The organism is Citrobacter sedlakii NBRC 105722 (genome assembly GCF_000759835.1).
In the GTDB taxonomy this organism is placed as follows: Bacteria; Pseudomonadota; Gammaproteobacteria; order Enterobacterales; family Enterobacteriaceae; genus Citrobacter_A; species Citrobacter_A sedlakii.
On the sequence record NZ_BBNB01000002.1, the window covers coordinates 410,655 to 435,164 of the forward strand.

Consider the following 24,510-nt stretch of genomic DNA (forward strand, 5'->3'; position numbering starts at 1 on the left):
CTGCTTAATTGCTAAACTGGCGGAACAGCGCCTTCCCCTTCAGTAACCGGATCCCCAACCAGCCGCCGCAGACGGAAAGCAGGAACGCGCCGCTAAGGGGTAAAACCGCCCACAATCGCCAGTCCGGCTGCCAGGGGAAATCAAAGACCCGGGTTTGCAACATGGCCAGCGCTGTTTCTGCGCCAATGGAGGCCACCAGCCCGGACACCAATCCCAGCATGGCAAATTCACACCATAAGGTGGTGCGCAGCAGTTTCTTGCCCGCCCCCAGCGTGCGCCAGACGACCAGTTCCTGATGGCGTTGCCGCATGCCAACCTGCACCTGCGCCAGCAACAGCAGGATGCCGCAGGCGGTAACCAGCACCACCATGACTTCCAGCGCCCGGCTCACCTGCTCCAGCACCTGGCCGACCTGCCGGAGAATAGCGCCGATATCCAGCAGGCTAACCGTCGGAAACTCGCGGTTAAGTTGGGTCAGCATTTCGTTGCCGTTTTCCCAACGAAAGCTGGTCAGCCAGCTTTGCGGCTGTCCGTCAAGCGCGCCGGACGGGAAGATAAAGAAGAAGTTTGGCCGCAAACTTTCCCAGTCCACCTTACGCAGACTGGTGACCTTTGCGCTGAACTGTTGGGTATCGCCCATAAAGGTCACGCTATCGCCCAGTGACACGTTCAACCGCTTCGCCAGCCCCTCTTCTATCGACACTTCGCCCTTTTTCGGCGGCCAGACGCCGGCGACAATCGGATTATGGCTGGGTCGGCTATCCTGCCATGTCAGATTCAGCTCGCGGTTTAGCGCTTCATCCGGATTGCCTTCGGTCGATTTATCGTTAATGGCCGTCAGGCGCGCCCGGACAATAGGATAAAACGCTTCCGGGATCACCTGATGCTCCGAGAGAAAGGCCTTCACCTGCGGCACCTGTTCAGAAGCGATGTTGATCAGAAAATAGTTGGGGCTTTCCGGCGGCAGTTGCTGCTGCCAGCGATCCAGCAGATCGCCGCGCAGCACCAGCAGTAGCGCCAGCAGCATAAACGACAGCGAGAATGCGGAAAGCTGGCTCAGGGTGGACCACGGCTGACGCAGCAGGCGGCTAACGGCCAGACGCAGCGGCAACGACGAGAGCGTCAGGCCGCGCAGAACATTCAGCAGCATCCACCCCAGCACGCCGCACAGCAGCGCCAGTACCACCGCGCCCGCCAGCACCGCCCACAGCAGGGGACTGCCGCCCATTAATCCGGCGAGCAACAGCACAACGACAACGGTGACGACCGGCAGATAAAACTTCAGCGGCCAGACATTCGCCACCGCGTCGCGACGCAGTACGCGCAGCGGCTGAGTCGCCAGCAGCAGACGATACGGACGCAGGCCCACCAGCAGCGAAATCACCACCATGGTGCCCAGCGCCCACAGCCACGGCCAGAGGCTGGCAGGCGGCAGTGCGGCAGGCAATACCGGCTTGAGCAGCACCATTAAGACCTTTTCAAACAGTAACCCTATCGCGCCTCCGGTGACGGCAGAAAGCGCCAGCACCATCAGCCACTGCCCGACGATCAGTTTGCGCAATTGCGCCCTGCCCGCGCCGAGGGTTTTCAGGATTGCCACTAGATCATAGCGGCTGCGGCAGTAATGGCTCATTGCCACCGCCACGGCGGCGACGGCCAACAGCAGGGTTAACAGCGCTGAAAGCAGTAAAAATTGCTGCGAACGCTCAAGGGATTTACCGAGCGCGCCTTCATCCTGCTCAAGACCATACCAACGATGCTCTGGTTTGAGCTGCGGCAGCAGCCATTTTTCGTAGTCGTCCAATTGCTGCGCAGTACCGCCAAACTTGTAGCGCCAGGTAACGCGGCTGCCGGGCTGTACCGCACCGGTTTTTTCCACATCAGCAATGTTCATCATCAGCCGCGGCGCCATCTGGAATGGGTTAAAGCCCGAGTCCGGCTCCTGCACCACTTCACCGGCAATACGCAACGTGGCGTCGCCCACGTCAAGGGTATCGTCGATTTTCAGATTCAGCAGCGCCATCAGGCGCGGCGCGAGCAGCACCGACCCGGGCTGGGGCTTCAGCCCAGACGGGCGGGTCTCCAGCTTGCCGTACATCGGATAAAGGTCATCAACCGCCTTAACGTTAGCCAGTTGCGGCGTGTCTCCGGCAAACGTCATGGTGGCGAAGGTCAGTTGTTCCCCGACTTTTAGCCCGCGCTGACGCGCTTCGTCGATCCACGCCTGCGGGACCACGCGCGAACTACGCAGCGTCCGGTCGCCGGCCATAAACTCACGGCTTTGCTGGCTTAACCCTTTCTCCATTCGGTCGCTGATGCTGCCCAGCGCCAGCACACAGGCCACCGCCAGGCTCAGCGCCATCCAGACAATCAGTAACGACGGCGAGCGCCATTCGCGCCAGAACCAGCGTGCGATCATGCCTCCTCCTGCAACTGTCCGTTGACCAGTCGCAGACGCCTGTCGCAGCGCGCCGCCAGTTGGGGATCGTGGGTCACCAGGATCAACGTCGTCCCGTGTTCACGGTTCAGCGAAAACAGCAGATCGGCAATTTTGTCGCCAGTCTGTCGATCCAGGTTGCCGGTTGGTTCATCCGCAAACAGCACCTCCGGTCGTCCGTTAAACGCGCGCGCCAGCGCCACGCGCTGCTGTTCGCCGCCGGAAAGCTGGGCCGGAAGATGATCCAGACGCTTACCCAGCCCCAGTTGTTCCAGCAACGCTTTCGCGCCTTCCCGGCTTTTGCTGCTGGTTTCCCCACGCAGCAGCGCTGGCAGCTCGACGTTCTCCAGCGCGTTTAGCGTCGGGATCAACATAAACGACTGGAAAACAAAGCCGACGTGCCTGGCGCGCAGTTGCGCCCGCGCTTCCTCGTCCATCTGGTGCAGCGGTTTACCCACCAGACTGACCTCGCCGCCGCTGCCGTCATCCAGTCCGGCGAGGATCGCCAGCAGCGTTGACTTACCCGAACCCGACTCGCCAATCAGGGCGATGGTCTCGGCGCGTTTGACAACCAGTTCAACTCCGGTAAGGATGGAAAGCTCATGCTCCCCCTGACCGACGGACTTCTTAAGACGATGAACTTCAACAATGTTTTCCGCTGGCATTTGCCCTTCCTGTTTTTGATCCTGTTTACCTGTCGGGCCGTGGCGGCTGACACGTTATTAATCCTCGGCGACAGCCTGAGCGCCGGCTATCGTATGTCTGCCAGCGCAGCCTGGCCTGCGCTGTTGAATGACAAATGGCAAGCAAAAACCACGGTTGTCAATGCAAGCATCAGCGGCGACACCTCCGGGCAAGCGCTGGCGCGGCTGCCTGCCTTGCTAAAACAACATCAACCGCGCTGGGTACTGGTTGAACTTGGCGGTAACGACGGCCTGCGCGGTTTCGCCCCGGCGCAAACCGAACAGACGCTGCGCACCATTTTGCAAAAGGTGAAAGCCGCTAACGCCGAACCGCTGCTGATGCAAATTCGCCTGCCCGCAAACTACGGTCGCCGTTATAATGAAACCTTCAGCGCTGTTTATCCTAAGCTTGCCAGTGAGTTCGATATTCCTCTGTTACCCTTTTTTATGGAAGAGGTCTATCTGAAACCCCAATGGATGCAGGATGATGGTATTCATCCTAACCCCGAAGCTCAGCCGTTTATCGCTGACTGGATGGCGAAACAGCTGAGTCCTTTAGTAAATCATGAGTCATAACACAACGGAGATCCTGACAGGTAAAGTTATGCAAAAATCGGTCTTAATAACAGGATGTTCCAGCGGAATTGGCCTGGAAAGCGCGTTTGAACTTAAGCGCCAGGGCTTTCAAATTCTCGCAGGCTGCCGTAAACCTGAAGATGTCGCCCGCATGAATAGCATGGGCTTCACCGGCGTACAGATCGATCTCGACTCTCCTGAGAGTGTGGATCGCGCCGCCGATGAAGTGATCGCCCTGACCGATAACTGTTTGTTTGGGATCTTTAATAATGCCGGGTACGGCGTTTACGGTCCCCTGAGCACCATCAGTCGTGAGCAGATGGAGCAGCAATTTTCCGCCAACTTTTTTGGCGCTCACCAGCTCACAATGCGCTTATTACCGGCAATGCTGCCCCACGGCGAAGGGCGTATCGTCATGACCTCGTCGGTGATGGGGCTGATCTCCACGCCGGGACGCGGCGCTTACGCCGCCAGTAAATACGCGCTGGAAGCGTGGTCGGACGCGCTACGTATGGAGCTGCGCCACAGCGGAATTCACGTCAGCGTGATCGAGCCCGGCCCCATTCGTACCCGTTTTACCGAGAACGTTAACCAAACGCAAAGCGACAAACCGGTGGAGAATCCCGGCATTGCCGCCCGTTTTACCCTGGATCCTGAAGCGGTGGTCAATAAAGTGCGCCACGCGTTTGTCAGCGACAAACCTAAACTTCGCTATCCGGTCACGCTGGTCACCTGGGCCGTCATGCTGCTGAAACGTCTGCTGCCGGGACGCCTGATGGACAAAATTTTGCGTGGGTGAGTTGAAGCGCGCGCGTCAGCCCCCATGTAAAAAAGAAATCGACAAAAGAGAGCAACTCCATGTCCGTACAGAATATTGTCAACATTAACGAATCGAACCTGCAGCAGACTTTAGAACAGTCGATGACCACACCGGTACTGTTCTATTTCTGGTCCGAGCGTAGCCAGCACTGTCTGCAACTGACGCCAGTGCTGGAAAGCCTGGCCGCGCAGTATAACGGCCAGTTTATCCTGGCGAAGCTCGACTGTGACGCCGAGCAGATGATCGCCTCCCAGTTTGGCCTGCGCGCGATCCCTACCGTTTACCTGTTCCAGAACGGTCAGCCGGTTGACGGTTTCCAGGGGCCGCAGCCGGAAGAAGCGATTCGCGCCCTGCTCGATAAAGTGCTGCCGCGTGAAGAAGAGTTGAAAGCCCAGCAGGCAATGCAACTGATGCAGGAAGGCAACTATATCGACGCGCTGCCCCTGCTGAAAGACGCCTGGCAGTTGTCTAACCAGAACGGTGAAATTGGCCTGCTGCTTGCGGAAACCCAGATTGCCCTGAACCGCACTGAAGAGGCCGAAGCGGTGCTCAAAACGATTCCTCTGCAGGACCAGGACACCCGCTATCAGGGGCTGGTGGCGCAGATTGATTTGCTGAAACAGGCCGCCGACACGCCAGAGATTCAACAGCTCCAGCAACAGGTTGCCGATAACCCGCAGGATGCCGGACTGGCGGCGCAACTGGCGCTGCAACTGCATCAGGTGGGACGTAACGAAGAAGCGCTGGAACTGCTGTTTAGCCATCTGCGTCACGATCTCGCCGCGGCGGACGGACAGGTGCGTAAAATGTTCCAGGAAATTCTGGCCGCGCTTGGCACGGGTGATGCGCTGGCGTCGAAGTACCGTCGCCAGCTGTACGCACTGTTATATTAATTCCGCCTGCAGTGCCCGGTGGCGCTACGTTTACCGGGCCTGCGGGTCAGAGATGCCCTTCCCCGCTCACGTCTTTAAATGCGTCACCACCAGTTGGTGGCGCGAATTGTAGAATTTCCGATAGGTTAAATAACAGGCGATAATGGTTGACAGGCTCGCCGTCGAAAGCAGCATAAAGGTCACCATAATCTGGTATTTTATCGCTTTTACCGGATCGATCCCGGCAAAGATCAGCCCCGACATCATACCTGGCAAACTCACCAGCCCAACCGTTTTCGCTGAGTCAATCGTTGGGATTAGCGAAGCGCGAATGCTGTCGCGAATCAATCCGGCTGATGCCATTTTTGGCGTCGCGCCCAGACTCAGTTTTTCCTGAATCTGCTGCCGCTCACTGCTAAATCGCTGTCCGAGATTGTTATAGCACAAGCCAACGGCGACCATCGCGTTCCCGGCAATCATCCCGGAGATCGGAATCACCTGCATGGGAATAAATTCAATCGACCCTGACAGCACCAGCACCGCTAGTGTTAAGCCTGCGCCCACGGTAATGGCAATAAATGAGGATACAAACGCTTTATCAATATATTTGCTGCGCTTCTGCGCGTTATACGCCGCGTTAAAACAGATAAATAGCACCATCACTAACGTCAGAACGGCGTGATTGACGCCGAAGATATATTTCAGGACATAGCCCACGATAATAAGCTGAATGACAGCGCGCCCAACGCTCCAGAGAATGTCCTTTTCCAGCGCCAGTTTCTCTTTGTGGCTGATCAGCATCGCCACCACCACCAGCATCATCGCCAGGGCCAGAGACGAATTGGTAATATTATGCTCGTTCATTACGCGTCTCCTGCATTTCACCGGCATGCGGCGTCAGGGTAATTATCGTATCCGCATGATCGATCTCATCTTTATCGTGAGTAACCCACAGCACCCCAATTTGCTTATCACGAGCGTAGCGATGAATCATTTCGTTGACGTTGCGCTTATTTTTTTCATCCAGCGCGCTGGTGATTTCATCAAGCAACAGCACCTGCGGTAAAAACTGTAGATTGCGGATTAGCGAGATACGCTGCTTTTCGCCGCCGGAAAGCGCGCTGATGTTTTTCTCCAGTAGCGTTTCCGAAAGGTCAAATCGCGCCAGATCGTCGACAAGTTGCTGTCGCTCCGGGCGCTTATTGCGGATTTCCCAGGGGAAGATCAAATTATCATACACGGTGTTGCCAAACAGCGTGGGCGTTTGCGTACAGTAAGAAACCTGCTGGCGATACGTTTCCGGACTGAGCGTGGCGATGTCTTGACCCGCAAAAAGAATTTCCCCTTCGCTGGGGCTAAGTAACGATGCGATAATTTTCAGCAAGGTGCTTTTACCGCAGCCGGAAGGTCCGGTAATCAGTTTAAATTCGCCGGGGAGAAGGTTAAAGCGAATACCGCGCAGAATGTCTGTCTCCCCTGCCTGGTATCCCACGTTTTTGAGCTGAAGCAGAATGCCATTTTCTTTCATTGTGCGTCCATCTTTCCATTTTTTATCGGCAATGAGTGTATCTCTGTATGGAATAAGAGGGGAACTCCCTTTGATTAATCGGATATAATTTGTTTACGCTGGTAGCGATATATCATTTCAAGGACAGTGCAACAGGAGGTTTTTTTAATGCTTATTTTTATCCCTATTCTCATCTTTGTCGCCCTGGTGGTCGTTGGCGCGGGCGTTAAAATCGTACCGCAGGGGTATCAGTGGACAGTGGAACGTTTTGGCCGTTACACCAAAACGCTCCAGCCCGGCCTGAGCCTCGTTGTGCCGTTTATGGACCGCATTGGCCGCAAGATCAATATGATGGAACAGGTGCTGGACATTCCTTCGCAGGAAGTGATTTCCAAAGACAACGCCAATGTCACCATCGACGCCGTGTGTTTTATCCAGGTCATCGATGCTCCACGGGCGGCCTATGAGGTCAGTAACCTCGAACTGGCGATCATCAACCTTACGATGACCAACATCCGTACCGTTCTGGGTTCGATGGAGCTCGACGAAATGCTTTCCCAGCGCGACAGCATCAACTCGCGACTGCTGCATATTGTCGATGAGGCGACCAACCCGTGGGGCATCAAAGTCACACGTATTGAAATCCGCGACGTGCGTCCACCGGCGGAGTTAATTTCTTCTATGAACGCGCAGATGAAAGCGGAGCGAACCAAGCGCGCCTATATTCTGGAAGCCGAAGGGGTACGCCAGGCGGAGATCCTCAAGGCCGAGGGGGAGAAACAGTCGCAGATCCTGAAAGCGGAAGGCGAACGCCAGTCGGCCTTCCTGCAGGCGGAAGCGCGTGAACGTTCCGCTGAAGCGGAAGCGCGGGCGACCAAAATGGTGTCCGAAGCGATCGCCGCCGGGGATATTCAGGCGGTTAACTACTTCGTGGCGCAGAAATATACCGAAGCGCTACAACAAATAGGCTCGTCCAGTAATAGTAAAGTGGTGATGATGCCGCTGGATGCCAGCAGTCTGATGGGCTCCATTGCCGGCATCACTGAACTGGTTAAAGACAGCGCCAGCGAGCGGAAAAAATAATGATCGAGATGATAGCGGCGCATCCGCATATTTTCTGGCTCAGCCTCGGCGGCCTGTTGCTTGCCGCCGAAATGCTCGGCGGTAACGGCTACCTGCTGTGGAGCGGCGTGGCGGCAGTGATTACCGGCCTCACGGTATGGCTACTGCCGGTTGGTTGGGAGTGGCAGGGCGTGATGTTCGCGGTCTTAACCCTCCTCGCCGCCTGGCTATGGTGGAAATGGCTGGCGAAGCGTGTACGGGAGCAGAAACCCGCCGACCGCCAGTTAAACCAGCGCGGGCAGCAACTGGTGGGGCGCCGGTTTATGCTGGAGTCCGGGCTGGTCAATGGCCGCGGGCATGTGCGGGTCGGCGACAGCTCCTGGCCGGTCAGCGCCACGGAAGATCTGGCTGGCGGTACGTTAGTTGAAGTGATTGCCGTTGAAGGGATTACCCTGCATGTCAGAGCAATAACACGTTCGTAATTAACTCACCTTCCCTTGTGATGGCAGCAGCCGGAAAGATTATCGATAATCGGACAGTCGGCGCTGTCATCGCCGGGACAGGCGTCCGCCAGCGTCAGCAGTTGCTCGCGCATCGACTGTAACTCGCTGATGTGCCTTTCAATTTCCGCCACTTTTTCCAGCGTGCGCTTTTTCACATCCGCGCTGTGGCGGGCCGGATCGTTGAACAGGTTGACCAGTTCGCCACATTCTTCAAGGTTAAACCCAACCTGACGCGCCTGGCGCAGCAGCGTCAGTTCGTTCAGATGCTGTTGGCTGTAGGTCCGGTAGCCATTTTCACTGCGTAACGGCGGCGTCACCAGCCCCTTTTCTTCATAAAAGCGGATGGCTTTGCTGGTTAAACCGGTTTTTTTCGCGACATCGGATATATTCATGACTTCCCCCTTGACCTTCCCCTTGATGGAAGGTTTACCCTAAATAACAGTTAGCCCATCGAAGTGCAAGGGGCAATACCTTTGCCCTGTAACAGAGGAGAGTTGTGATGCCACAAACCATCGACCTGACCCTGGACGGCCTGTCCTGCGGTCATTGCGTGAAACGCGTGAAAGAGAGCCTTGAGCAGCGCCCTGATGTTGACCAGGCGGAAGTAAGCATTACGGAAGCGCACGTCACCGGCACCGCCAGCGCCGACGCGCTTATCGAAACCATCAAGCAAGCCGGTTACGGCGCGGAGTTAAGCCACCCAAAGGCTAAACCGCTGGCGGAGTCATCAATCCCGTCGGAAGCACTGGCAGCGGTCCCTGATGAGCTTCCGGCAGCCACGGCTGAAGACGATAGCCAACAGCTGCTGTTAAGCGGCATGAGCTGCGCCAGCTGTGTCTCCCGGGTTCAGAACGCGCTGCAAAGCGTACCGGGCGTCACGCAGGCACGGGTAAACCTTGCGGAACGCACTGCGCTGGTCATGGGCAGCGCGTCCGCCGCAGAATTAGTGCAGGCGGTGGAAAAAGCGGGCTACGGCGCCGAGGCGATTGAAGATGACGCCAAACGCCGCGAACGCCAGCAGGAAACCGCCATCGCCACCATGAAACGCTTTCGCTGGCAGGCGATTGTCGCCCTGCTGCTCGGTGTGCCAGTGATGGTCTGGGGCATGATCGGCGACAATATGATGGTCACCGACGACAACCGCAGCCTGTGGCTGGCGATCGGCCTGGCGACGCTGGCCGTTATGGTTTTCGCAGGCGGCCATTTCTACCGCAGCGCGTGGAAAAGCCTGCTGAACGGCACCGCCACGATGGATACGCTGGTCGCCCTCGGCACCGGCGTGGCGTGGCTCTATTCGATGAGCGTCAACCTGTGGCCGCAATGGTTCCCAATGGAAGCGCGGCATCTCTATTATGAAGCCAGCGCGATGATCATCGGTCTGATTAACCTCGGACATATGCTGGAAGCCCGCGCCCGCCAGCGCTCGTCAAAAGCGCTGGAAAAACTGCTCGACCTCACACCGCCAACCGCCCGGATCGTCACCGACGAAGGCGAAAAAAGCGTCCCGCTGGCCGATGTCCAGCCAGGCATGCTACTGCGGCTCACCACCGGGGACCGCGTACCGGTTGACGGTGAAATCACCCAGGGTGAAGCGTGGCTGGATGAAGCGATGCTCACCGGGGAACCTGTCCCGCAGCAAAAAGGCGAAGGCGATAGCGTTCATGCCGGTACCGTCGTGCAGGACGGCAGCGTGCTGTTTCGCGCAAGCCGCACGGGGAGCCACACCACACTGTCACGCATCATTCGCATGGTGCGCCAGGCCCAGAGCAGCAAACCGGAAATCGGTCAGATGGCCGATAAAATCTCTGCGGTGTTCGTCCCGGTGGTAGTGGTTATTGCATTGGTGAGCGCCGGGATATGGTACTTCTTTGGCCCCGCGCCGCAAATTGTCTATACCCTGGTCATCGCGACAACGGTGCTGATCATCGCCTGTCCATGTGCGCTGGGGCTGGCTACGCCGATGTCGATCATTTCCGGCGTTGGGCGCGCCGCCGAATTTGGCGTTCTGGTTCGCGATGCCGATGCGCTACAGCGCGCCAGCACCCTGGATACGGTGGTCTTTGACAAAACCGGGACGTTGACCGAAGGCAAGCCGCAGGTTGTGGCGATCGCAACCTTTAACGGCGTTGATGACGCCATAGCGCTGCGTCTGGCGGCGGCGCTGGAACAAGGCTCCAGCCATCCGCTGGCCCGGGCGATCCTCGACAAAGCGGGCGAGGCAACGCTGCCGCAGGTTAACCGTTTCCGTACGTTGCGCGGGCTGGGCGTGAGCGGTGAAGCCGAAGGCCATACCCTGCTGCTGGGCAACCAGGCGCTGTTAAATGAGCAGCAGGTCGCCACGACGCTGATGGAGACCGAGATTGCCGCTCAGGCGTCACAAGGCGCCACGCCGGTTCTGCTGGCGATTGACGGTAAAGCGGCAGCGTTACTGGCTGTGCGCGATCCGCTGCGCAGCGACAGCGTCGCGGCGCTTCAGCGACTTCATCGCGCCGGGTATCGTCTGGTGATGTTGACCGGGGACAACCCGACGACCGCTAACGCGATCGCGAAAGAAGCCGGGATCGACGAGGTGATCGCAGGGGTATTGCCGGACGGTAAAGCCGATGCCATTAAGCGTCTGCAGAGTCAGGGACGTCAGGTGGCGATGGTGGGCGACGGCATTAACGACGCCCCGGCGCTGGCGCAGGCGGATGTCGGTATCGCGATGGGCGGCGGCAGCGATGTGGCGATTGAAACCGCCGCCATCACCCTGATGCGCCATAGCCTGATGGGCGTCGCCGACGCGCTGTCGATCTCCCGCGCCACGCTGCGAAATATGAAGCAGAACCTGCTCGGCGCGTTTATTTATAACAGCATCGGTATTCCGGTCGCCGCCGGGATCCTCTGGCCCTTCACCGGTACTCTGCTGAATCCGGTGGTTGCCGGGGCGGCAATGGCGCTGTCATCCATTACCGTGGTGAGTAACGCGAACCGTCTGCTGCGTTTTAAACCAAAAGAGTAACGCGGATCGCTGACGCTTATCCGGTCTACACAGCCGTTTGTAGGCCGGATATACCGCGCGCGCATCGTCATCCGACAATTCACGGTTTGCACCTTCTCAGGCCACGCGCTAGCATGAGTCTCTACTTAGGGAGGTCGCATGGATCTGTTGTACCGGGTAAAAAGGGTTTTCGCTGCGCTGCGCGGCCATCCGTATAGCTGGCCCGCCATCGACGTTTCGTTGCCCGGCCATCGCCACTTTCACCTGATTGGCAGTATTCATATGGGCAGCCGCGACATGTCGCCGCTGCCCGCCAGGCTACTCAAAAAGCTCAGAAACGCCGATGCGCTGATCGTTGAAGCCGATGTCTCCGGTTGCGACAGTCCGTTTGCCGACTTACCGGCGTTTGCCGCGCTGGAAGATCGCATCAGCGAAGACCAGTTGCGCAATCTGCACAGAGCGACCGACGAGCTGGGGATCTCCCCTTCCCTGTTTTCCACGCAGCCGCTGTGGCAGATTGCGATGGTGCTACAGGCCACCCAGGCGCAACAGTTAGGATTACGGCCTGAGTACGGAATCGACTACCAGCTATTGCAGGCGGCCAAAAACGCGCAGATTCCGGTCATTGAACTGGAAGGCGCGGCCAGCCAGATTACGTTACTGAGCGAACTGCCGGACAACGGCCTGGCGTTGCTGGACGATACGCTGACGCACTGGCATACCAATGCCCGGCTGCTTCAGCAGATGATGAGCTGGTGGCTGAAAACGCCGCCGCAGGATAACGCGTTGACGCTGCCGAACACCTTTAGCGAATCGTTGTACGACGTACTGATGCACCAGCGCAACCTCGCCTGGCGGGATCGCCTGGCGGCGCTGCCCGCGGGACGCTATGTGGTTGCCGTCGGCGCGCTTCATCTGTATGGGGAAGGAAATTTACCGGCGCTGATGCGCTAAAAAAATGGCCAATATCGCTATTGGCCCGTCAAAGAGGAATTTCATCATTATTATTATGCCGCCGCTTTTTGCGACGGTGTATGTCGATTGTCGCTCAAACTCTGCATCCTGCCAATACAATTGCGCAAGATGGTACTATTTTTTAGACAGTCGTCAGGGGTATGCTTTTGTTGAATTATCTCCGAGCAAGGATTCGTAGTTATGACACCCGCCGTTAAATTACTCGAAAAAAACAAAATTTCCTTTCAGATCCACACCTACGATCACGATCCTGGCGAAACGAACTTTGGCGACGAAGTGGTGCGTAAACTGGGATTGAATGCGGATCAGGTTTATAAAACGCTACTGGTCGCTGTAAACGGAGACATGAAGCACCTGGCCGTTGCGGTCACGCCGGTTGCCGGTCAACTGGATCTAAAAAAAGTGGCGAAAGCGCTGGGGGCAAAAAAAGTCGATATGGCTGACCCGATGGTTGCGCAACGTACTACGGGGTATCTGGTGGGCGGCATTAGCCCACTCGGACAGAAAAAGCGGTTGCCGACGTTGATAGATGCGCCCGCACAAACGTTCCCGACCATTTACGTATCCGGCGGCAAGCGCGGGCTGGATATCGAACTGGCGGCAAACGATTTGGCCGCCATTCTGGACGCTAAGTTCGCCGACATTGCGCGTCGGGATTAAACCCGTTGTCAGCCCGGCGGCATAGCGTCACCGGGCAAGCAGGTTTAAAAAATCACCTCATTGCCAGGCGCATACGCACCGGCATCCAGCGGTGAATTTTTCTGGATATATTCTTTCAGCACTTCCGCATCGATGAAGCCGGTGTTGACGTAGCCCGGCTTGTTATCCAACCGCGGATAACCATCCCCGCCCGTGGCATTAAAGCTCAGCGTCGCCATCCGGTAGGTTTTGGCCGGATCGATCGCTTCCCCTTTGATTTTGAGATCGTTTAGCTTACCGTCTTTCGCCACAAAGCTGACGTTAGCAAACTGCGGATACGCGCCGGAATCCGGCTTCATTTGCGCTACGGCGGTCAGGTATTCAATGACCTCTTTGCCGCTCATATCGGCGTATACCACAATGTTGCCAAACGGCTGCACCTTCAGGACGCTTTTATACGTGATATACCCCTCTTCAATCGAGTCGCGAATACCACCGCCGCTCATCACCGCGAAATCCGCGCCGGTACGCGCCATTTGCGCGGCCAGGATCAGACGGCCCATATTGGTTTGCTCGAAGCGCACTTTGCTGCGATCGCCTTCCAGACGAGCATTCACCGAGCCGATTTTGACATCCAGTTGCGCTTTGCCTTTATTCTGAAATGGCGTCAGTAGCGAGAGCATCTGCGGGTTTTCGGCTATTTCCGGTGTGTAAAGCACGCGCTCACTTTTCCCATCTTCCCAGGTGACTTTCTTCTTCAGGTTCACCGGAATGAGCTGGTAATTAACCATTTTCATTTCACCGTTACGGAACTCAAAGTCCGCACGGCCTACGTATTTGCCCCATTCATGCGCCTGTACGATCCAGATGCCGTTCTGCTTATCCGGTGCGCAAGGCGTTCCCGGAACATAATCGACCTGCTTTTTGTTTTCTGACGCCATGCACACGGGGTCTTGCGAGTGACCGCCTACAATCATCGCCAGCGAACCGGCAGGCAGGCTGCGCGCCATTTCGACGTCGCCCGGCGCATTGGAGCCGTGATTGCCGTTATCGTAGTGCCCCATGTGGGTCGTCGCGATAATCACATCCGGCTTCTCGTTCATTTGCAGTTCCTGAATCACCAGCTTCGCTTCATCCGCGGGCTTACGGAACTCAATATCCGTAAAGAATTCAGGGTTGCCAATTTTCGCCGTGTCGTCGGTGGTTAAACCGATAACCGCAATTTTCAGATCCTGACGCTTAAAAATCGCCCAGGGTTTAAACAGACGTTCACCGGTGCTTTTCTGGTAAATATTGGCGGAAAGAAACGGAAACTTCGCCCACTTTTCCTGCTGGCGTAAAACAGTGAGCGGATTATCGAATTCGTGATTGCCGACGGCCATTGCATCATAGCCAATCAAATTCATGCCGCGAAAGTCGGGTTCGGCGTCCTGCAGATCGGACTCCGGCACGCCAGTATTGATGTCGCCGCCGGAGAGCAGCAGCAGGCTTCCGCCCTCTTCCGCCACTTCGTGACGAATACCGTCCACCAGCGTTTTTTGCGCAGACAGGCCATATTCGCCGTATTCACTGCGCCAGAAATGGCCGTGATGATCGTTGGTGTGCAGGATGGTGATTTTGTAAGTTTTATCCTTTTCATATGCCTGCACGGGCTGGCTGACCAGCGCCCAGGTTGCCAGCAACGCCAGTGCGACGCCACGTTTCATAAACTTCATTTTTTCTCTCCCTGACCCAGGACAAATGCAGAAATTACAGCGAGTAATGAGAATAAACAAATAAGTTTTCAGAAATGCGACTTTCTTCAAAACTCAGTCACAGGTATGTTAGGCGGATAATAATTACTCCCTGCACTTCAATAACTATAGACGTGGTACTTATGGCAATCAGTGAAACCTCTCAGCCAGCGTCGCTGCCGAAAGGGCGGACGTCATTTGGCATTTTAGGGGCCATCAGCCTCTCGCACTTACTTAACGATATGATCCAGTCGCTGATTCTGGCGATTTACCCACTGCTTCAGTCAGAATTTTCGCTGACGTTTATGCAGATTGGCATGATCACCCTTACCTTTCAACTGGCCTCGTCGCTGTTGCAACCGGTTGTCGGCTACTGGACCGATAAATATCCCATGCCGTGGTCGCTCCCCATTGGAATGTGTTTCACCCTTAGCGGGCTGGTTCTGTTGGCGATGGCGGGCAGCTTTGGCGCCGTTTTGTTGGCGGCAGCGCTGGTAGGGACAGGTTCATCGGTCTTCCATCCGGAATCCTCGCGCGTGGCGCGCATGGCCTCCGGCGGACGTCACGGCCTTGCCCAGTCGATCTTCCAGGTGGGCGGCAACTTTGGTAGCTCGTTAGGGCCGCTGCTGGCGGCAGTGATTATCGCCCCTTACGGTAAAGGCAACGTCGCGTGGTTTGTGCTGGCCGCTCTGCTGGCGATTGTCGTGCTGGCGCAAATCAGTCGCTGGTACGCCGCGCAGCATCGAATGAGCAAAGGGAAACCTAAAGCCAGCGTTATCAATCCGCTACCGCGCAACAAAGTCGTACTCGCGGTAAGCGTCCTGCTGGTGCTGATTTTCTCGAAATACTTCTATATGGCGAGCATCAGCAGCTATTACACCTTTTATCTGATGCAAAAATTCGGATTATCGGTACAAAACGCGCAGCTTCATCTGTTTGCGTTTCTGTTTGCGGTCGCTGCCGGGACGGTTATTGGCGGGCCTGTCGGCGATAAAATCGGTCGAAAATATGTGATTTGGGGGTCTATCCTCGGCGTAGCGCCGTTTACATTGATTTTACCCTATGCCACGCTCTACTGGACGGGGATTTTAACGGTGATCATTGGTTTTATTCTTGCCTCGGCGTTTTCTGCCATTCTGGTGTATGCCCAGGAACTGTTACCCGGCCGTATCGGCATGGTTTCTGGTCTGTTTTTCGGCTTCGCTTTCGGAATGGGCGGACTTGGCGCGGCGGTATTAGGGTTAGTTGCCGACCATACCAGTATCGATTTAGTTTATAAAATCTGCGCTTTCCTGCCGCTTCTCGGGATATTGACCATATTCTTACCTGATAACCGACCTAAAGCCTGAGTTTACCGCGGCTAAAGCTTAACTTTAGCCGCGTGCCAGACCAGTTATCATAAGCGTTTGCTCTGCCTGTCCTCAGTCCCTTTTCCGATCCGTGCCTTTTTTGCGCCAGATTGCAGTTTTCTTCAAAATTCAACAATTATTCATAAACATGATAATGAAAATTGTCATAAACTATTACGTGGAATTTGTGGACATCAGCTACCAAAGGAGACGGAATGCATCACGCCACCCCGCTTATCACCACCATTGTTGGCGGCCTTGTGCTCGCTTTTATTCTCGGCATGCTTGCCAATAAACTGCGTATTTCTCCTCTGGTGGGATATCTGTTAGCGGGCGTTCTGGCCGGTCCATTTACCCCTGGTTTTGTGGCTGATACCCAACTGGCGCCGGAACTCGCCGAACTGGGGGTTATCCTGCTGATGTTCGGCGTTGGCCTGCACTTCTCGCTCAAGGATTTGATGGCGGTAAAGTCCATCGCCATTCCCGGCGCGATCGCCCAGATAGCCGTGGCGACGCTGCTGGGTATGGCGCTTTCCGCAGTGATGGGCTGGTCGTTGATGACCGGCATCGTCTTTGGGCTGTGTCTGTCGACCGCCAGTACCGTGGTGCTGCTGCGCGCGCTTGAGGAGCGTCAACTGGTTGACAGCCAGCGCGGGCAGATCGCTATCGGCTGGCTGATTGTCGAAGATCTGGTGATGGTGCTGACGCTGGTGCTTCTGCCTGCAGTGGCCGGAATGGTGGAAAAAGGCAACGTCGGTTTCGCCTCGCTGGCGGTCGATATGGGCATTACCATCGGCAAGGTCGTGGCATTCATCGCCATTATGATGTTGGTGGGTCGCCGCCTGGTGCCATGGATTATGGCCCGCAGCGCCGCCACCGGCTCCCGCGAGCTGTTTACGTTATCCGTTCTGGCGCTGGCGTTAGGCATCGCCTTTGGCGCGGTGGAACTGTTTGACGTCTCCTTCGCCCTCGGCGCGTTCTTTGCCGGCATGGTGTTGAATGAATCTGAACTGAGCCACCGCGCGGCGCACGATACGCTGCCTTTGCGCGACGCGTTTGCCGTACTGTTCTTCGTTTCCGTCGGTATGCTGTTCGACCCGATGATCCTTGTGCAACAACCGCTGGCGGTGCTTGCCACGCTGGCTATCATCATCTTCGGTAAGTCGGTCGCCGCCTTCCTGCTGGTGCGTCTGTTTGGGCATTCGCCGCGTACCGCACTGACCATTGCCGCCAGCCTGGCGCAGATTGGCGAATTCGCCTTTATTCTTGCAGGTCTGGGGATGGCGCTGAATCTGCTGCCCCAGGAAGGGCAGAATCTGGTGCTGGCCGGCGCGATCCTGTCAATAATGCTAAACCCAATACTGTTTGCGCTGCTGGAAAAATATCTGGCGAAAACCGAAACGCTGGAAGAGCAGACGCTGGAAGAAGCGATCGAAGAAGAGAAGCAAATTCCGGTGGATATCTGCAACCACGCGCTGTTGGTAGGCTTTGGCCGCGTCGGCAGCCTGCTTGGCGAGAAACTGATGGCGGCGGATATACCGCTGGTGGTGATTGAAACGTCACGAACCCGCGTGGATGAACTGCGCGAGCGAGGGATCCGCGCGGTGCTGGGCAATGCCGCCAACGAAGAAATCATGAATCTGGCGCATCTGGACTGCGCGCGCTGGCTCATCCTTACTATCCCGAACGGCTACGAAGCGGGTGAAATCGTGGCGTCTGCCCGTGAGAAATGCCCGAACATTGAGATTATCGCCCGCGCGCACTATGACGATGAGGTGGAGTACATTACCGAGCGCGGGGCGAATCAGGTGGTGATGGGCGAACGTGAAATCGCCCGGACGATGCTGGAACTGCTGGAAACGGGGCCAGCAGGTGATGTGGTGCCGGGTTAATCCTGAATCCTGAATGTCACCCTGCCGGATGGCGGCGTCATGCCTTGTCCGGCCTACAGCGCCTGATACTCTACGCAGGCCCGATCAGTGAATCGCCATCGGGCAGAGGTTCAGCGATCCCAATAGGACTCCTCAAGACTGTCTTCCCGTTCCGGCAATCCTCGCGTCAGACGCGGGGAGTGTTGGTTCAACACCTGATAGCTGACCCGGTTCGCATACTTGCATACCTGCGCCAGTGACGAATAGGTCAACCAGGTAAAGGTATGCTTGCTGGAATTCGGCACGTTCGTGCGGTGATAGCTGTTAGCAGTAATATCATGCAGTAGCGCCGCCAGCGCGCCGTCGCCCGCGCCGTTGGTATTCATGATCTTTTCCGGACCGCCCATATACGGCGCGATATGAGAATAGACCCGCAGCGGATTCACGCAATCCTTATGACGCATCGCGCGGCTGAACTCGTACTGGTTAAACTCGGCAATCGCGCCCGGCAATAATGGATGCTGGGTTTTCCGTTTGGCTTCGTCTTCGGTGAAGCCCGCCATATACAGGCCGATCGGCCCGGCGGTGCAAAGCACCAGATCCACCCAGTCCAGCGCCTTGTCCGACGCCAGCAGCGGATCGCTCTCTCCGGTCAACGCTTCGGCTTCTTCTTCGTTCATCGCCAGAATTGAGACGTTTTCTTGCAGAAATGCCTGCCACCACTGTGGGTTATCGGCAATCACGAATTTGGTGCCAAGCGTCAGCACTACCGGCACATTGTGTTTTTTCGCATACCCGATGGCCTTCATGGTCGCTTCCGGCATTGGTTCTCCCGGCTTACAGCGCACCAGATAGGAGGTTAATACCAGCGCAGAGGCACCGGCAATCACCGACTCGGGGATGCTTTCCGCACGCAGTTGGTTCATGTGGCCGGGGCTGATGGCGAAGGTACGCTCACCGGATTCGCCGATCAGGGTAAAACAACGGCCAATCGGTCCGTCCACGCCCTGAAGATAGTTGAGATCGGTACGGCTGGAGGTATTGCACAAATAGCGATAGGCATAGCTGCCTATTTCGATGTTACTGCACATGACGCCAAGCAGCACCGAGCGATCGTCCGCCAGCACCGAATAGTTGTGCATGGTGTTGCCTATGGTGCCGCCCGCAAACTGATGAGTGATTAAATTTCTCTGCTTCAGCTCCTGATATAACGCTTCCGCCACGTCATCTTCGATCACCAGAGAATGTCCGGCGCTTAATCCGTAACGTTGTATAAACTCGTCATCGACTTTCGCTTCAATATCCACCAGCGTCTGGTCGATACCGACGACCCACGCGGCGCTACTCTCGTTTTCAGGCTGAATTTGTTGCAGCAGTGGATCGCGCGCATTGACGGGGAAATAGTGTTTGGATTTGCGTTTACCGGGAAATTTCATGACTGTTTTTACGGGTGACTAACGGAGCGGTGCATGGTAGCACATTCCCCCCCGCTTCCGCAGAGTTTCAATATCCGACGACGGGATCGCAGTTTCTGCGGCGAGAATTTTTACAATGTTCCTTTTTCACAAGGAGCGTTCGATGAAACCGGAAAATAAGCTTCCCGTCCTGACGTGCATTTCAGAAGAGATGCAGACAGTGCTTAATGTCCACCAGGACGACCTGCCGCCCTGGCCGCCCGCCGATGATGTTAAAGCCATGCGCCAGCATTACCAGCTTGAGCGTCGTTTCTGGAATCTTGATGCGCCAGCGATGACGACGCGAGAATATACAATTCCGGGCGCGCACGGCGAACTGACCACGCGGTTTTACTGCCCGGAGCCAGAAAGTCAGGCAACGCTCTTTTACCTGCACGGCGGCGGATTTATTCTCGGCAATCTCGATACCCACGACCGCATTATGCGTCTGTTGGCACAATATAGCCGGTGTACGGTGGTAGGCATTGATTATTCCCTGTCGCCCGAGGCCCGTTTTCCGCAGGCGATTGAAGAAACGGTTTCTGCCTGCCAGTTTTTTCATCAGCACGCGGACGATTATCAACTGAACATGTCGCACATTGGCTTTGCCGGTGATTCGGCGGGAGCGATGCTGGCGCTCGCCAGCGCGCTGTGGTTGCGGGATAAACGGTTGGAATGCGGGAAAGTGGCCGGCGTGTTGCTATGGTATGGTCTGTATGGCTTGCAGGACTCCCCCAGCCGTCGGCTGCTGGGCGGCGAGTGGGACGGCCTGAGTCGCGACGATCTGAAGATATTTGAGAACGCCTATCTGCGTACCGCAGAAGACCAGGAGTCGCCTTACTATTGCCTGTTCAATAACGACCTGACGCGCGACGTGCCGCCATGCTTTATCGCCACCGCCGAATTTGATCCCCTTATTGACGACAGCCGCCTGCTTTTTGACACGCTCAGGACGCACCGCCAGCCGTGCGAATACAAAATGTATCCCGGCACGCTGCATTCCTTCCTGCACTACTCCAGGATGATGCGTAGCGCTGACGAAGCGCTTCAGGACGGCGCGCGTTTCTTTACCGCCCAGCTTTAGCGATACGCTGCGGTCAGTTTTAGCATCATATCAATATGTTCCGGTGTGGCATTAAGCGCCGGAATATATTCATATTTCTTGCCGCCCGCCTCAAGGAAGATCTCTTTGTTTTGTACCGCGATCTCTTCCAGCGTCTCCAGGCAGTCAGCCGCAAAGCCCGGGCACATCACCTGTATATGGCCGGTCCCTTTTTCACCGAGCATTTTCAGCGTTTCGTCGGTATAAGGCGTTAGCCATGGTTCACGACCAAAGCGCGACTGGAAGGTCATCATCACCTTGTCCGGCGACAGGCCGAGCGCAGAAACCAGCTCTCGGGTGGTATCACGGCAGCGCTGCGGATAATCGTCGCCTTCATCTGCATAACGCTGTGGAATGCCGTGATACGACAGCAGCAGCAGATCGGGTTCGCCATGTTCTGCAAATGATGCCCGCACGCTGTTGGCCAACGCATCAATGTAGGCGCTGTCGTCAGCGTAATCGCGAATGAATGAGATGCCGGGAATGTGGCGCTTGCGCTCAAGAATGCGCGCCAGTTCGTCCCAGACGGCAGCGACGGTCGAACAGGAATATTGCGGGTACAACGGCAACACGACGATATGATCGACATGGTTGGCCAGCAGTTCATCCACTGCGCTTTCCAGCGATGGCGATCCATAGCTCATCCCGAGGGCAACCGGCGTATCCGGCAAGCGTGCGGCAAGCGCCTGCTGCTGCTGGCGGCTGTAAACCATTAGCGGCGACCCGCCTTCCATCCACACAGACTGATACAGTTTCGCCACGCGCGGCGAGCGCAGCGGCAAAATCACCCCGCGTAACAACGGCCACCATAAAAGACGAGGCGTATCAACAACGCGTTTGTCGCTGAGAAATTGCTTGAGATAGCGTTTCACTGCCGCTGGCGTAGGCGCATCGGGCGTGCCGAGGTTAGCCAACAAAATTCCGGTTTTCGTCTGACGCATTACCGCCTCTTATCGTTTCAACTGGTTGATAATTGTAGCGGAAAAGCAGAGAAGAAGAACTAATTGCTGCGAGAGGTATTTTTGGGCGAAGCCGGAGAGTAGCGTGCCGCGTTCTCTCCGGCCTACGGTGCGGTAAGCCCGATAAGCGTGGCGCCTTCGGGCATTTTACCGATTAACCGAGGATTTTTTCCAGGTCAGCACGCACGTCAGCCACGGCCTGTGTGCCGTCGACTTTGGCGTATTGGGTGTTACCGGCTTCCGCTTCTTTCTGGTAGTAGCCAATCAGCGGTGCGGTCATCTGATGGTATTCCACCAAACGCTTACGTACGGTTTCTTCCTGGTCGTCTTTACGGGTAGTCAGCTCTTCGCCGGTCACATCGTCTTTACCGTCTACTTTCGGCGGATTGAATTTGATGTGGTATACGCGGCCAGAGGCGGCGTGAACGCGGCGACCGACGATACGGTCCACGATCAGTTCGTCCGGTACGTCGAATTCGAGAACGTAATCCACCACGATGCCCGCTTCTTTCATGGCGTCAGCCTGCGGAATGGTGCGCGGGAAGCCGTCTAACAGAAAACCGTTACGGCAATCTTCCTGGGCGATACGCTCTTTCACCAGCGCAATCACCAGCTCATCGGTCACCAGCTTACCCGCATCCATGATGTCTTTCGCTTGTTTACCCAGCTCGGAGCCAGACTTCACGGCAGCACGCAGCATATCACCCGTGGAGATTTGCGGAATACCATACTTCTCCATGATGAACTGAGCCTGAGTTCCTTTACCCGCGCCCGGAGCGCCAAGCAGAATGATACGCATTACGAAAATCCCCTTAAAGGTTGTCGATATTTTTTAAAAAAGCGCTAAACGATACCACCATCACGCAATTCGCTCAAGGAAGGTGCCCTGCGCTGAAACGGTTAACGGCGGGAAAATAAGAAAAGAGAGGAACAAATAAAAGAATGCCGGATGGCGCTGACGCTTATCCGACCTACAAACAGCAACCTGTCGGTAGGCCGGAAAGACGTTTTCGTCGCCTTCCGGCATCACCTCAACGCGGTCAGGAAACCAGCAGTTGGTTCATGCGACGGATAAACTGGTTCGGATCCTCCAGCGTCCCGCGTTCGGCAAACAGCGCCTGATCCAGCAGCAGTTCTACCCACTCTTTAAACTGAGCGTCATCTTCGGTGTCCGCGGTGCGTTTCACCAGCACGTGATCCGGGTTCAGTTCAAAGATGTATTTCACTTCCGGTACAGCCTGACCCGCAGCGGCAAACAGTTTTGCCATCTGAGTGCTCATTTCGTCCGCATCGGTGGTGACAATCGCGGGCGTGTCGGTCAGACGATGGGTCAGACGCACCTCTTTCACCCGATCGCCAAGCAGAGTTTTCACACGCTCAACGAACGGCGTCAGCGCTTTTTCCACTTCTTTCGCGCTTTCGTCCACTTCATCGGCCAGCTTGTCGATAGATTCGTCGGCTTTCGCCACGGACTGGAACGCTTTACCGTCGAATTCGGTCAGGTAATTCATCATCCATTCGTCGATGCGGTCGGAAAGCAGCAGGACTTCGATACCTTTCTTACGCAGCAGCTCCAGGTGCGGGCTGCTCTTCGCTGCCGCATAGCTGTCGGCGGTGATGTAGTAAATCTTCTCCTGCCCTTCTTTCATGCGGGAAACATAGTCTTCCAGCGAGACGGTCTGAGCGGAGGAATCGGTATGGGTGGAGGCAAAACGCATCAGTCTGGCGATGGTTTCCTGGTTGGCGTGATCTTCCGCCGGACCTTCTTTCAGCACCAGACCGAACTGTTTCCAGAAGGTCTGGTATTTTTCCGCATCGTCCTTCGCCAGTTTTTCCAGCATTTGCAGAACGCGTTTGGTCAGCGCGCTGCGCAGATTACGGGTAACGGTGCTGTCCTGCAGGATTTCACGAGAAACGTTCAGCGGCAGGTCGTTGGAATCGATCAGACCCCGCACGAAACGCAGATAGTTCGGCATGAACTGTTCGGCGTCGTCCATGATAAACACGCGCTGGACGTACAGCTTCAGGCCGTGTTTATGATCGCGGTTCCACATGTCCCACGGCGCCTGAGACGGGATATACAGCAGGCTGGTGTACTCCTGCTTCCCTTCCACGCGGTTGTGGCTCCAGGTCAGCGGATCGGTAAAGTCATGCGCAATGTGCTTGTAGAATTCTTTGTATTCGTCTTCGCTGATTTCGGACTTGTTACGGGTCCACAGCGCCTGCGCCTTGTTGATTTTTTCCCAGGAGACAACGGTTTCACCGTCTTTCTCTTCCTGTTTTTCAATTTCTACCGGCAGCGCGATGTGATCGGAATATTTGCTGATGATCGAACGCACGCGCCAGTCATCGAGGAACTCATCTTCGCCATCGCGCAGGTGCAGGGTAATTTCGGTGCCGCGATCGTCTTTGGTGATGTCGGCAACCGTGTATTCGCCTTCGCCCGCAGATTCCCAGAACACGCCGTTTTCCGGCTTATCGCCCGCCGCGCGGGTGCGCACGGTCACTTTGTCGGCAACAATAAACGCGGAATAAAAGCCGACCCCGAACTGGCCGATCAGCTGGCTGTCTTTCGCCTGGTCAGATCCCATGGATTCGAGGAATGATTTCGTGCCGGATTTGGCGATGGTGCCCAGATGATCGATAACGTCATCCCGGTTCATGCCCACGCCATTGTCGGCAATGGTCAACGTACGCTTATCTTTATCGAAGGAGACGCGCACGCGCAGTTCACCGTCGCCTTCATAGAGGTCCGGGTTTGACAGCGCGCGGAAACGCAGCTTGTCTGCCGCATCTGAGGCGTTAGAGATAAGCTCACGCAGGAAGATTTCTTTATTGGAATACAGAGAATGGATCATCAGATGCAGAAGTTGCTTTACCTCTGACTGAAAACCGCGAGTTTCTTGTCCTTTCATGTAGATCTACCTCAACAAAGCCATTTTTAATGGTAAAAACACGTTGAGGGGAAAATGGGGACGCGGGGGAGAG

21 protein-coding genes are annotated in these 24,510 nt (G+C 56.1%); 11 read left to right on the plus strand and 10 right to left on the minus strand.

The window, feature by feature from the left end; all coding sequences use genetic code 11:
* Positions 1-4 precede the first annotated feature (4 nt).
* Together ybbP and ybbA are read right to left on the minus strand one after the other, a co-directional pair.
* Entirely contained in the window at positions 5-2,419 is a 2,415-nt protein-coding gene (ybbP, locus tag CSE01S_RS06315) for a putative ABC transporter permease subunit YbbP (RefSeq protein WP_042285764.1), read from the minus strand.
* Entirely contained in the window at positions 2,416-3,102 is a 687-nt protein-coding gene (ybbA, locus tag CSE01S_RS06320) for a putative ABC transporter ATP-binding protein YbbA (protein ID WP_042285767.1), read from the minus strand. Before ybbA ends, ybbP begins: the two co-directional genes overlap by 4 nt.
* Between ybbA and tesA the strand changes: the two genes are divergently transcribed.
* The 3 genes from tesA to CSE01S_RS06335 are packed head-to-tail and all read left to right on the plus strand — an operon-like array spanning position 3,073 to position 5,409.
* Positions 3,073-3,696 (plus strand): multifunctional acyl-CoA thioesterase I/protease I/lysophospholipase L1, encoded by a 624-nt coding sequence (tesA, locus tag CSE01S_RS06325; protein WP_042286206.1) that lies wholly within the window; start codon positions 3,073-3,075, stop codon positions 3,694-3,696. The two genes, ybbA and tesA, sit on opposite strands and share 30 nt — an antisense overlap.
* Entirely contained in the window at positions 3,686-4,495 is an 810-nt protein-coding gene (locus CSE01S_RS06330) for an SDR family oxidoreductase (protein ID WP_120714857.1), read from the plus strand. Before tesA ends, CSE01S_RS06330 begins: the two co-directional genes overlap by 11 nt.
* 59 nt (positions 4,496-4,554) lie before the next feature.
* Positions 4,555-5,409 carry a co-chaperone YbbN gene (locus tag CSE01S_RS06335; RefSeq protein ID WP_042285772.1) on the plus strand — a complete coding sequence of 285 codons (855 nt, stop codon included), beginning with the start codon at positions 4,555-4,557 and terminating at the stop codon, positions 5,407-5,409.
* A gap of 66 nt (positions 5,410-5,475) precedes the next feature.
* On the opposite strand, the gene fetB is transcribed toward CSE01S_RS06335, so the two are convergent.
* Complete coding sequence (gene fetB, locus CSE01S_RS06340; RefSeq protein WP_042285775.1) at positions 5,476-6,252, minus strand: iron efflux ABC transporter permease subunit FetB; 777 nt, start codon at positions 6,250-6,252, stop codon at positions 5,476-5,478.
* Positions 6,239-6,916 (minus strand): iron efflux ABC transporter ATP-binding subunit FetA, encoded by a 678-nt coding sequence (fetA, locus tag CSE01S_RS06345; protein ID WP_042285778.1) that lies wholly within the window; start codon positions 6,914-6,916, stop codon positions 6,239-6,241. The genes fetB and fetA overlap by 14 nt, the downstream gene beginning before the upstream one ends.
* Positions 6,917-7,063: 147 nt before the next feature.
* On the opposite strand from fetA, the gene CSE01S_RS06350 reads away from it, so the two are divergent.
* Positions 7,064-7,978: an SPFH domain-containing protein gene (locus tag CSE01S_RS06350; protein WP_042285781.1), complete on the plus strand. Its 915-nt coding sequence runs from the start codon at positions 7,064-7,066 to the stop codon at positions 7,976-7,978.
* Positions 7,978-8,439, plus strand: coding sequence for an NfeD family protein (locus tag CSE01S_RS06355; RefSeq protein ID WP_042285783.1), 462 nt, complete (start codon positions 7,978-7,980; stop codon positions 8,437-8,439). The genes CSE01S_RS06350 and CSE01S_RS06355 overlap by 1 nt, the downstream gene beginning before the upstream one ends.
* A gap of 5 nt (positions 8,440-8,444) precedes the next feature.
* Here the strand turns inward: CSE01S_RS06355 and cueR are convergent, their stop codons facing one another.
* On the minus strand, positions 8,445-8,852 hold the full coding sequence (gene cueR / locus CSE01S_RS06360; RefSeq protein ID WP_042285786.1) for a Cu(I)-responsive transcriptional regulator: 408 nt from the start codon (positions 8,850-8,852) through the stop codon (positions 8,445-8,447).
* Between the two features lie 107 nt (positions 8,853-8,959).
* On the opposite strand from cueR, the gene copA reads away from it, so the two are divergent.
* The 3 genes from copA to ybaK all read left to right on the plus strand — a co-directional run bounded on the left by copA (position 8,960) and on the right by ybaK (position 13,075).
* Positions 8,960-11,461, plus strand: a complete 2,502-nt coding sequence (gene copA, locus CSE01S_RS06365) for a copper-exporting P-type ATPase CopA (protein ID WP_042285787.1) — start codon at positions 8,960-8,962, stop codon at positions 11,459-11,461.
* A gap of 138 nt (positions 11,462-11,599) precedes the next feature.
* Positions 11,600-12,394, plus strand: coding sequence for a TraB/GumN family protein (locus CSE01S_RS06370; RefSeq protein ID WP_042285789.1), 795 nt, complete (start codon positions 11,600-11,602; stop codon positions 12,392-12,394).
* Positions 12,395-12,595: 201 nt separating this feature from the next.
* Positions 12,596-13,075, plus strand: a complete 480-nt coding sequence (ybaK, locus tag CSE01S_RS06375; protein WP_042285792.1) for a Cys-tRNA(Pro)/Cys-tRNA(Cys) deacylase YbaK — start codon at positions 12,596-12,598, stop codon at positions 13,073-13,075.
* Between the two features lie 44 nt (positions 13,076-13,119).
* On the opposite strand, the gene ushA is transcribed toward ybaK, so the two are convergent.
* Complete coding sequence (gene ushA, locus CSE01S_RS06380; protein ID WP_042285794.1) at positions 13,120-14,769, minus strand: bifunctional UDP-sugar hydrolase/5'-nucleotidase UshA; 1,650 nt, start codon at positions 14,767-14,769, stop codon at positions 13,120-13,122.
* A 161-nt stretch (positions 14,770-14,930) separates the two neighbouring features.
* Between ushA and CSE01S_RS06385 the strand changes: the two genes are divergently transcribed.
* Positions 14,931-16,136: an MFS transporter gene (locus CSE01S_RS06385; RefSeq protein ID WP_042285796.1), complete on the plus strand. Its 1,206-nt coding sequence runs from the start codon at positions 14,931-14,933 to the stop codon at positions 16,134-16,136.
* 215 nt (positions 16,137-16,351) lie between these two features.
* Positions 16,352-18,028: a YbaL family putative K(+) efflux transporter gene (gene ybaL / locus CSE01S_RS06390; protein WP_042285798.1), complete on the plus strand. Its 1,677-nt coding sequence runs from the start codon at positions 16,352-16,354 to the stop codon at positions 18,026-18,028.
* 110 nt (positions 18,029-18,138) lie between these two features.
* On the opposite strand, the gene gsk is transcribed toward ybaL, so the two are convergent.
* A complete protein-coding gene (gene gsk, locus CSE01S_RS06395) occupies positions 18,139-19,443 on the minus strand; it encodes an inosine/guanosine kinase (protein WP_042285800.1) in 1,305 nt (434 codons plus the stop codon).
* 142 nt (positions 19,444-19,585) lie between these two features.
* Here gsk and aes point away from each other — a divergent pair, with 142 nt between their 5' ends.
* A complete protein-coding gene (gene aes, locus CSE01S_RS06400) occupies positions 19,586-20,545 on the plus strand; it encodes an acetyl esterase (protein WP_042285802.1) in 960 nt (319 codons plus the stop codon).
* On the opposite strand, the gene hemH is transcribed toward aes, so the two are convergent.
* The 3 genes from hemH to htpG form a co-directional block, all read right to left on the minus strand.
* Entirely contained in the window at positions 20,542-21,504 is a 963-nt protein-coding gene (gene hemH / locus CSE01S_RS06405; protein ID WP_042285804.1) for a ferrochelatase, read from the minus strand. The two genes, aes and hemH, sit on opposite strands and share 4 nt — an antisense overlap.
* A gap of 172 nt (positions 21,505-21,676) precedes the next feature.
* A complete protein-coding gene (gene adk / locus CSE01S_RS06410; protein WP_042285806.1) occupies positions 21,677-22,321 on the minus strand; it encodes an adenylate kinase in 645 nt (214 codons plus the stop codon).
* Positions 22,322-22,562: 241 nt separating this feature from the next.
* The gene (htpG, locus tag CSE01S_RS06420; RefSeq protein ID WP_042285811.1) at positions 22,563-24,437 is read right to left on the minus strand and encodes a molecular chaperone HtpG; all 1,875 of its coding nucleotides are present in this window, start codon (positions 24,435-24,437) and stop codon (positions 22,563-22,565) included.
* Between the last annotated feature and the right edge of the window lie 73 nt (positions 24,438-24,510).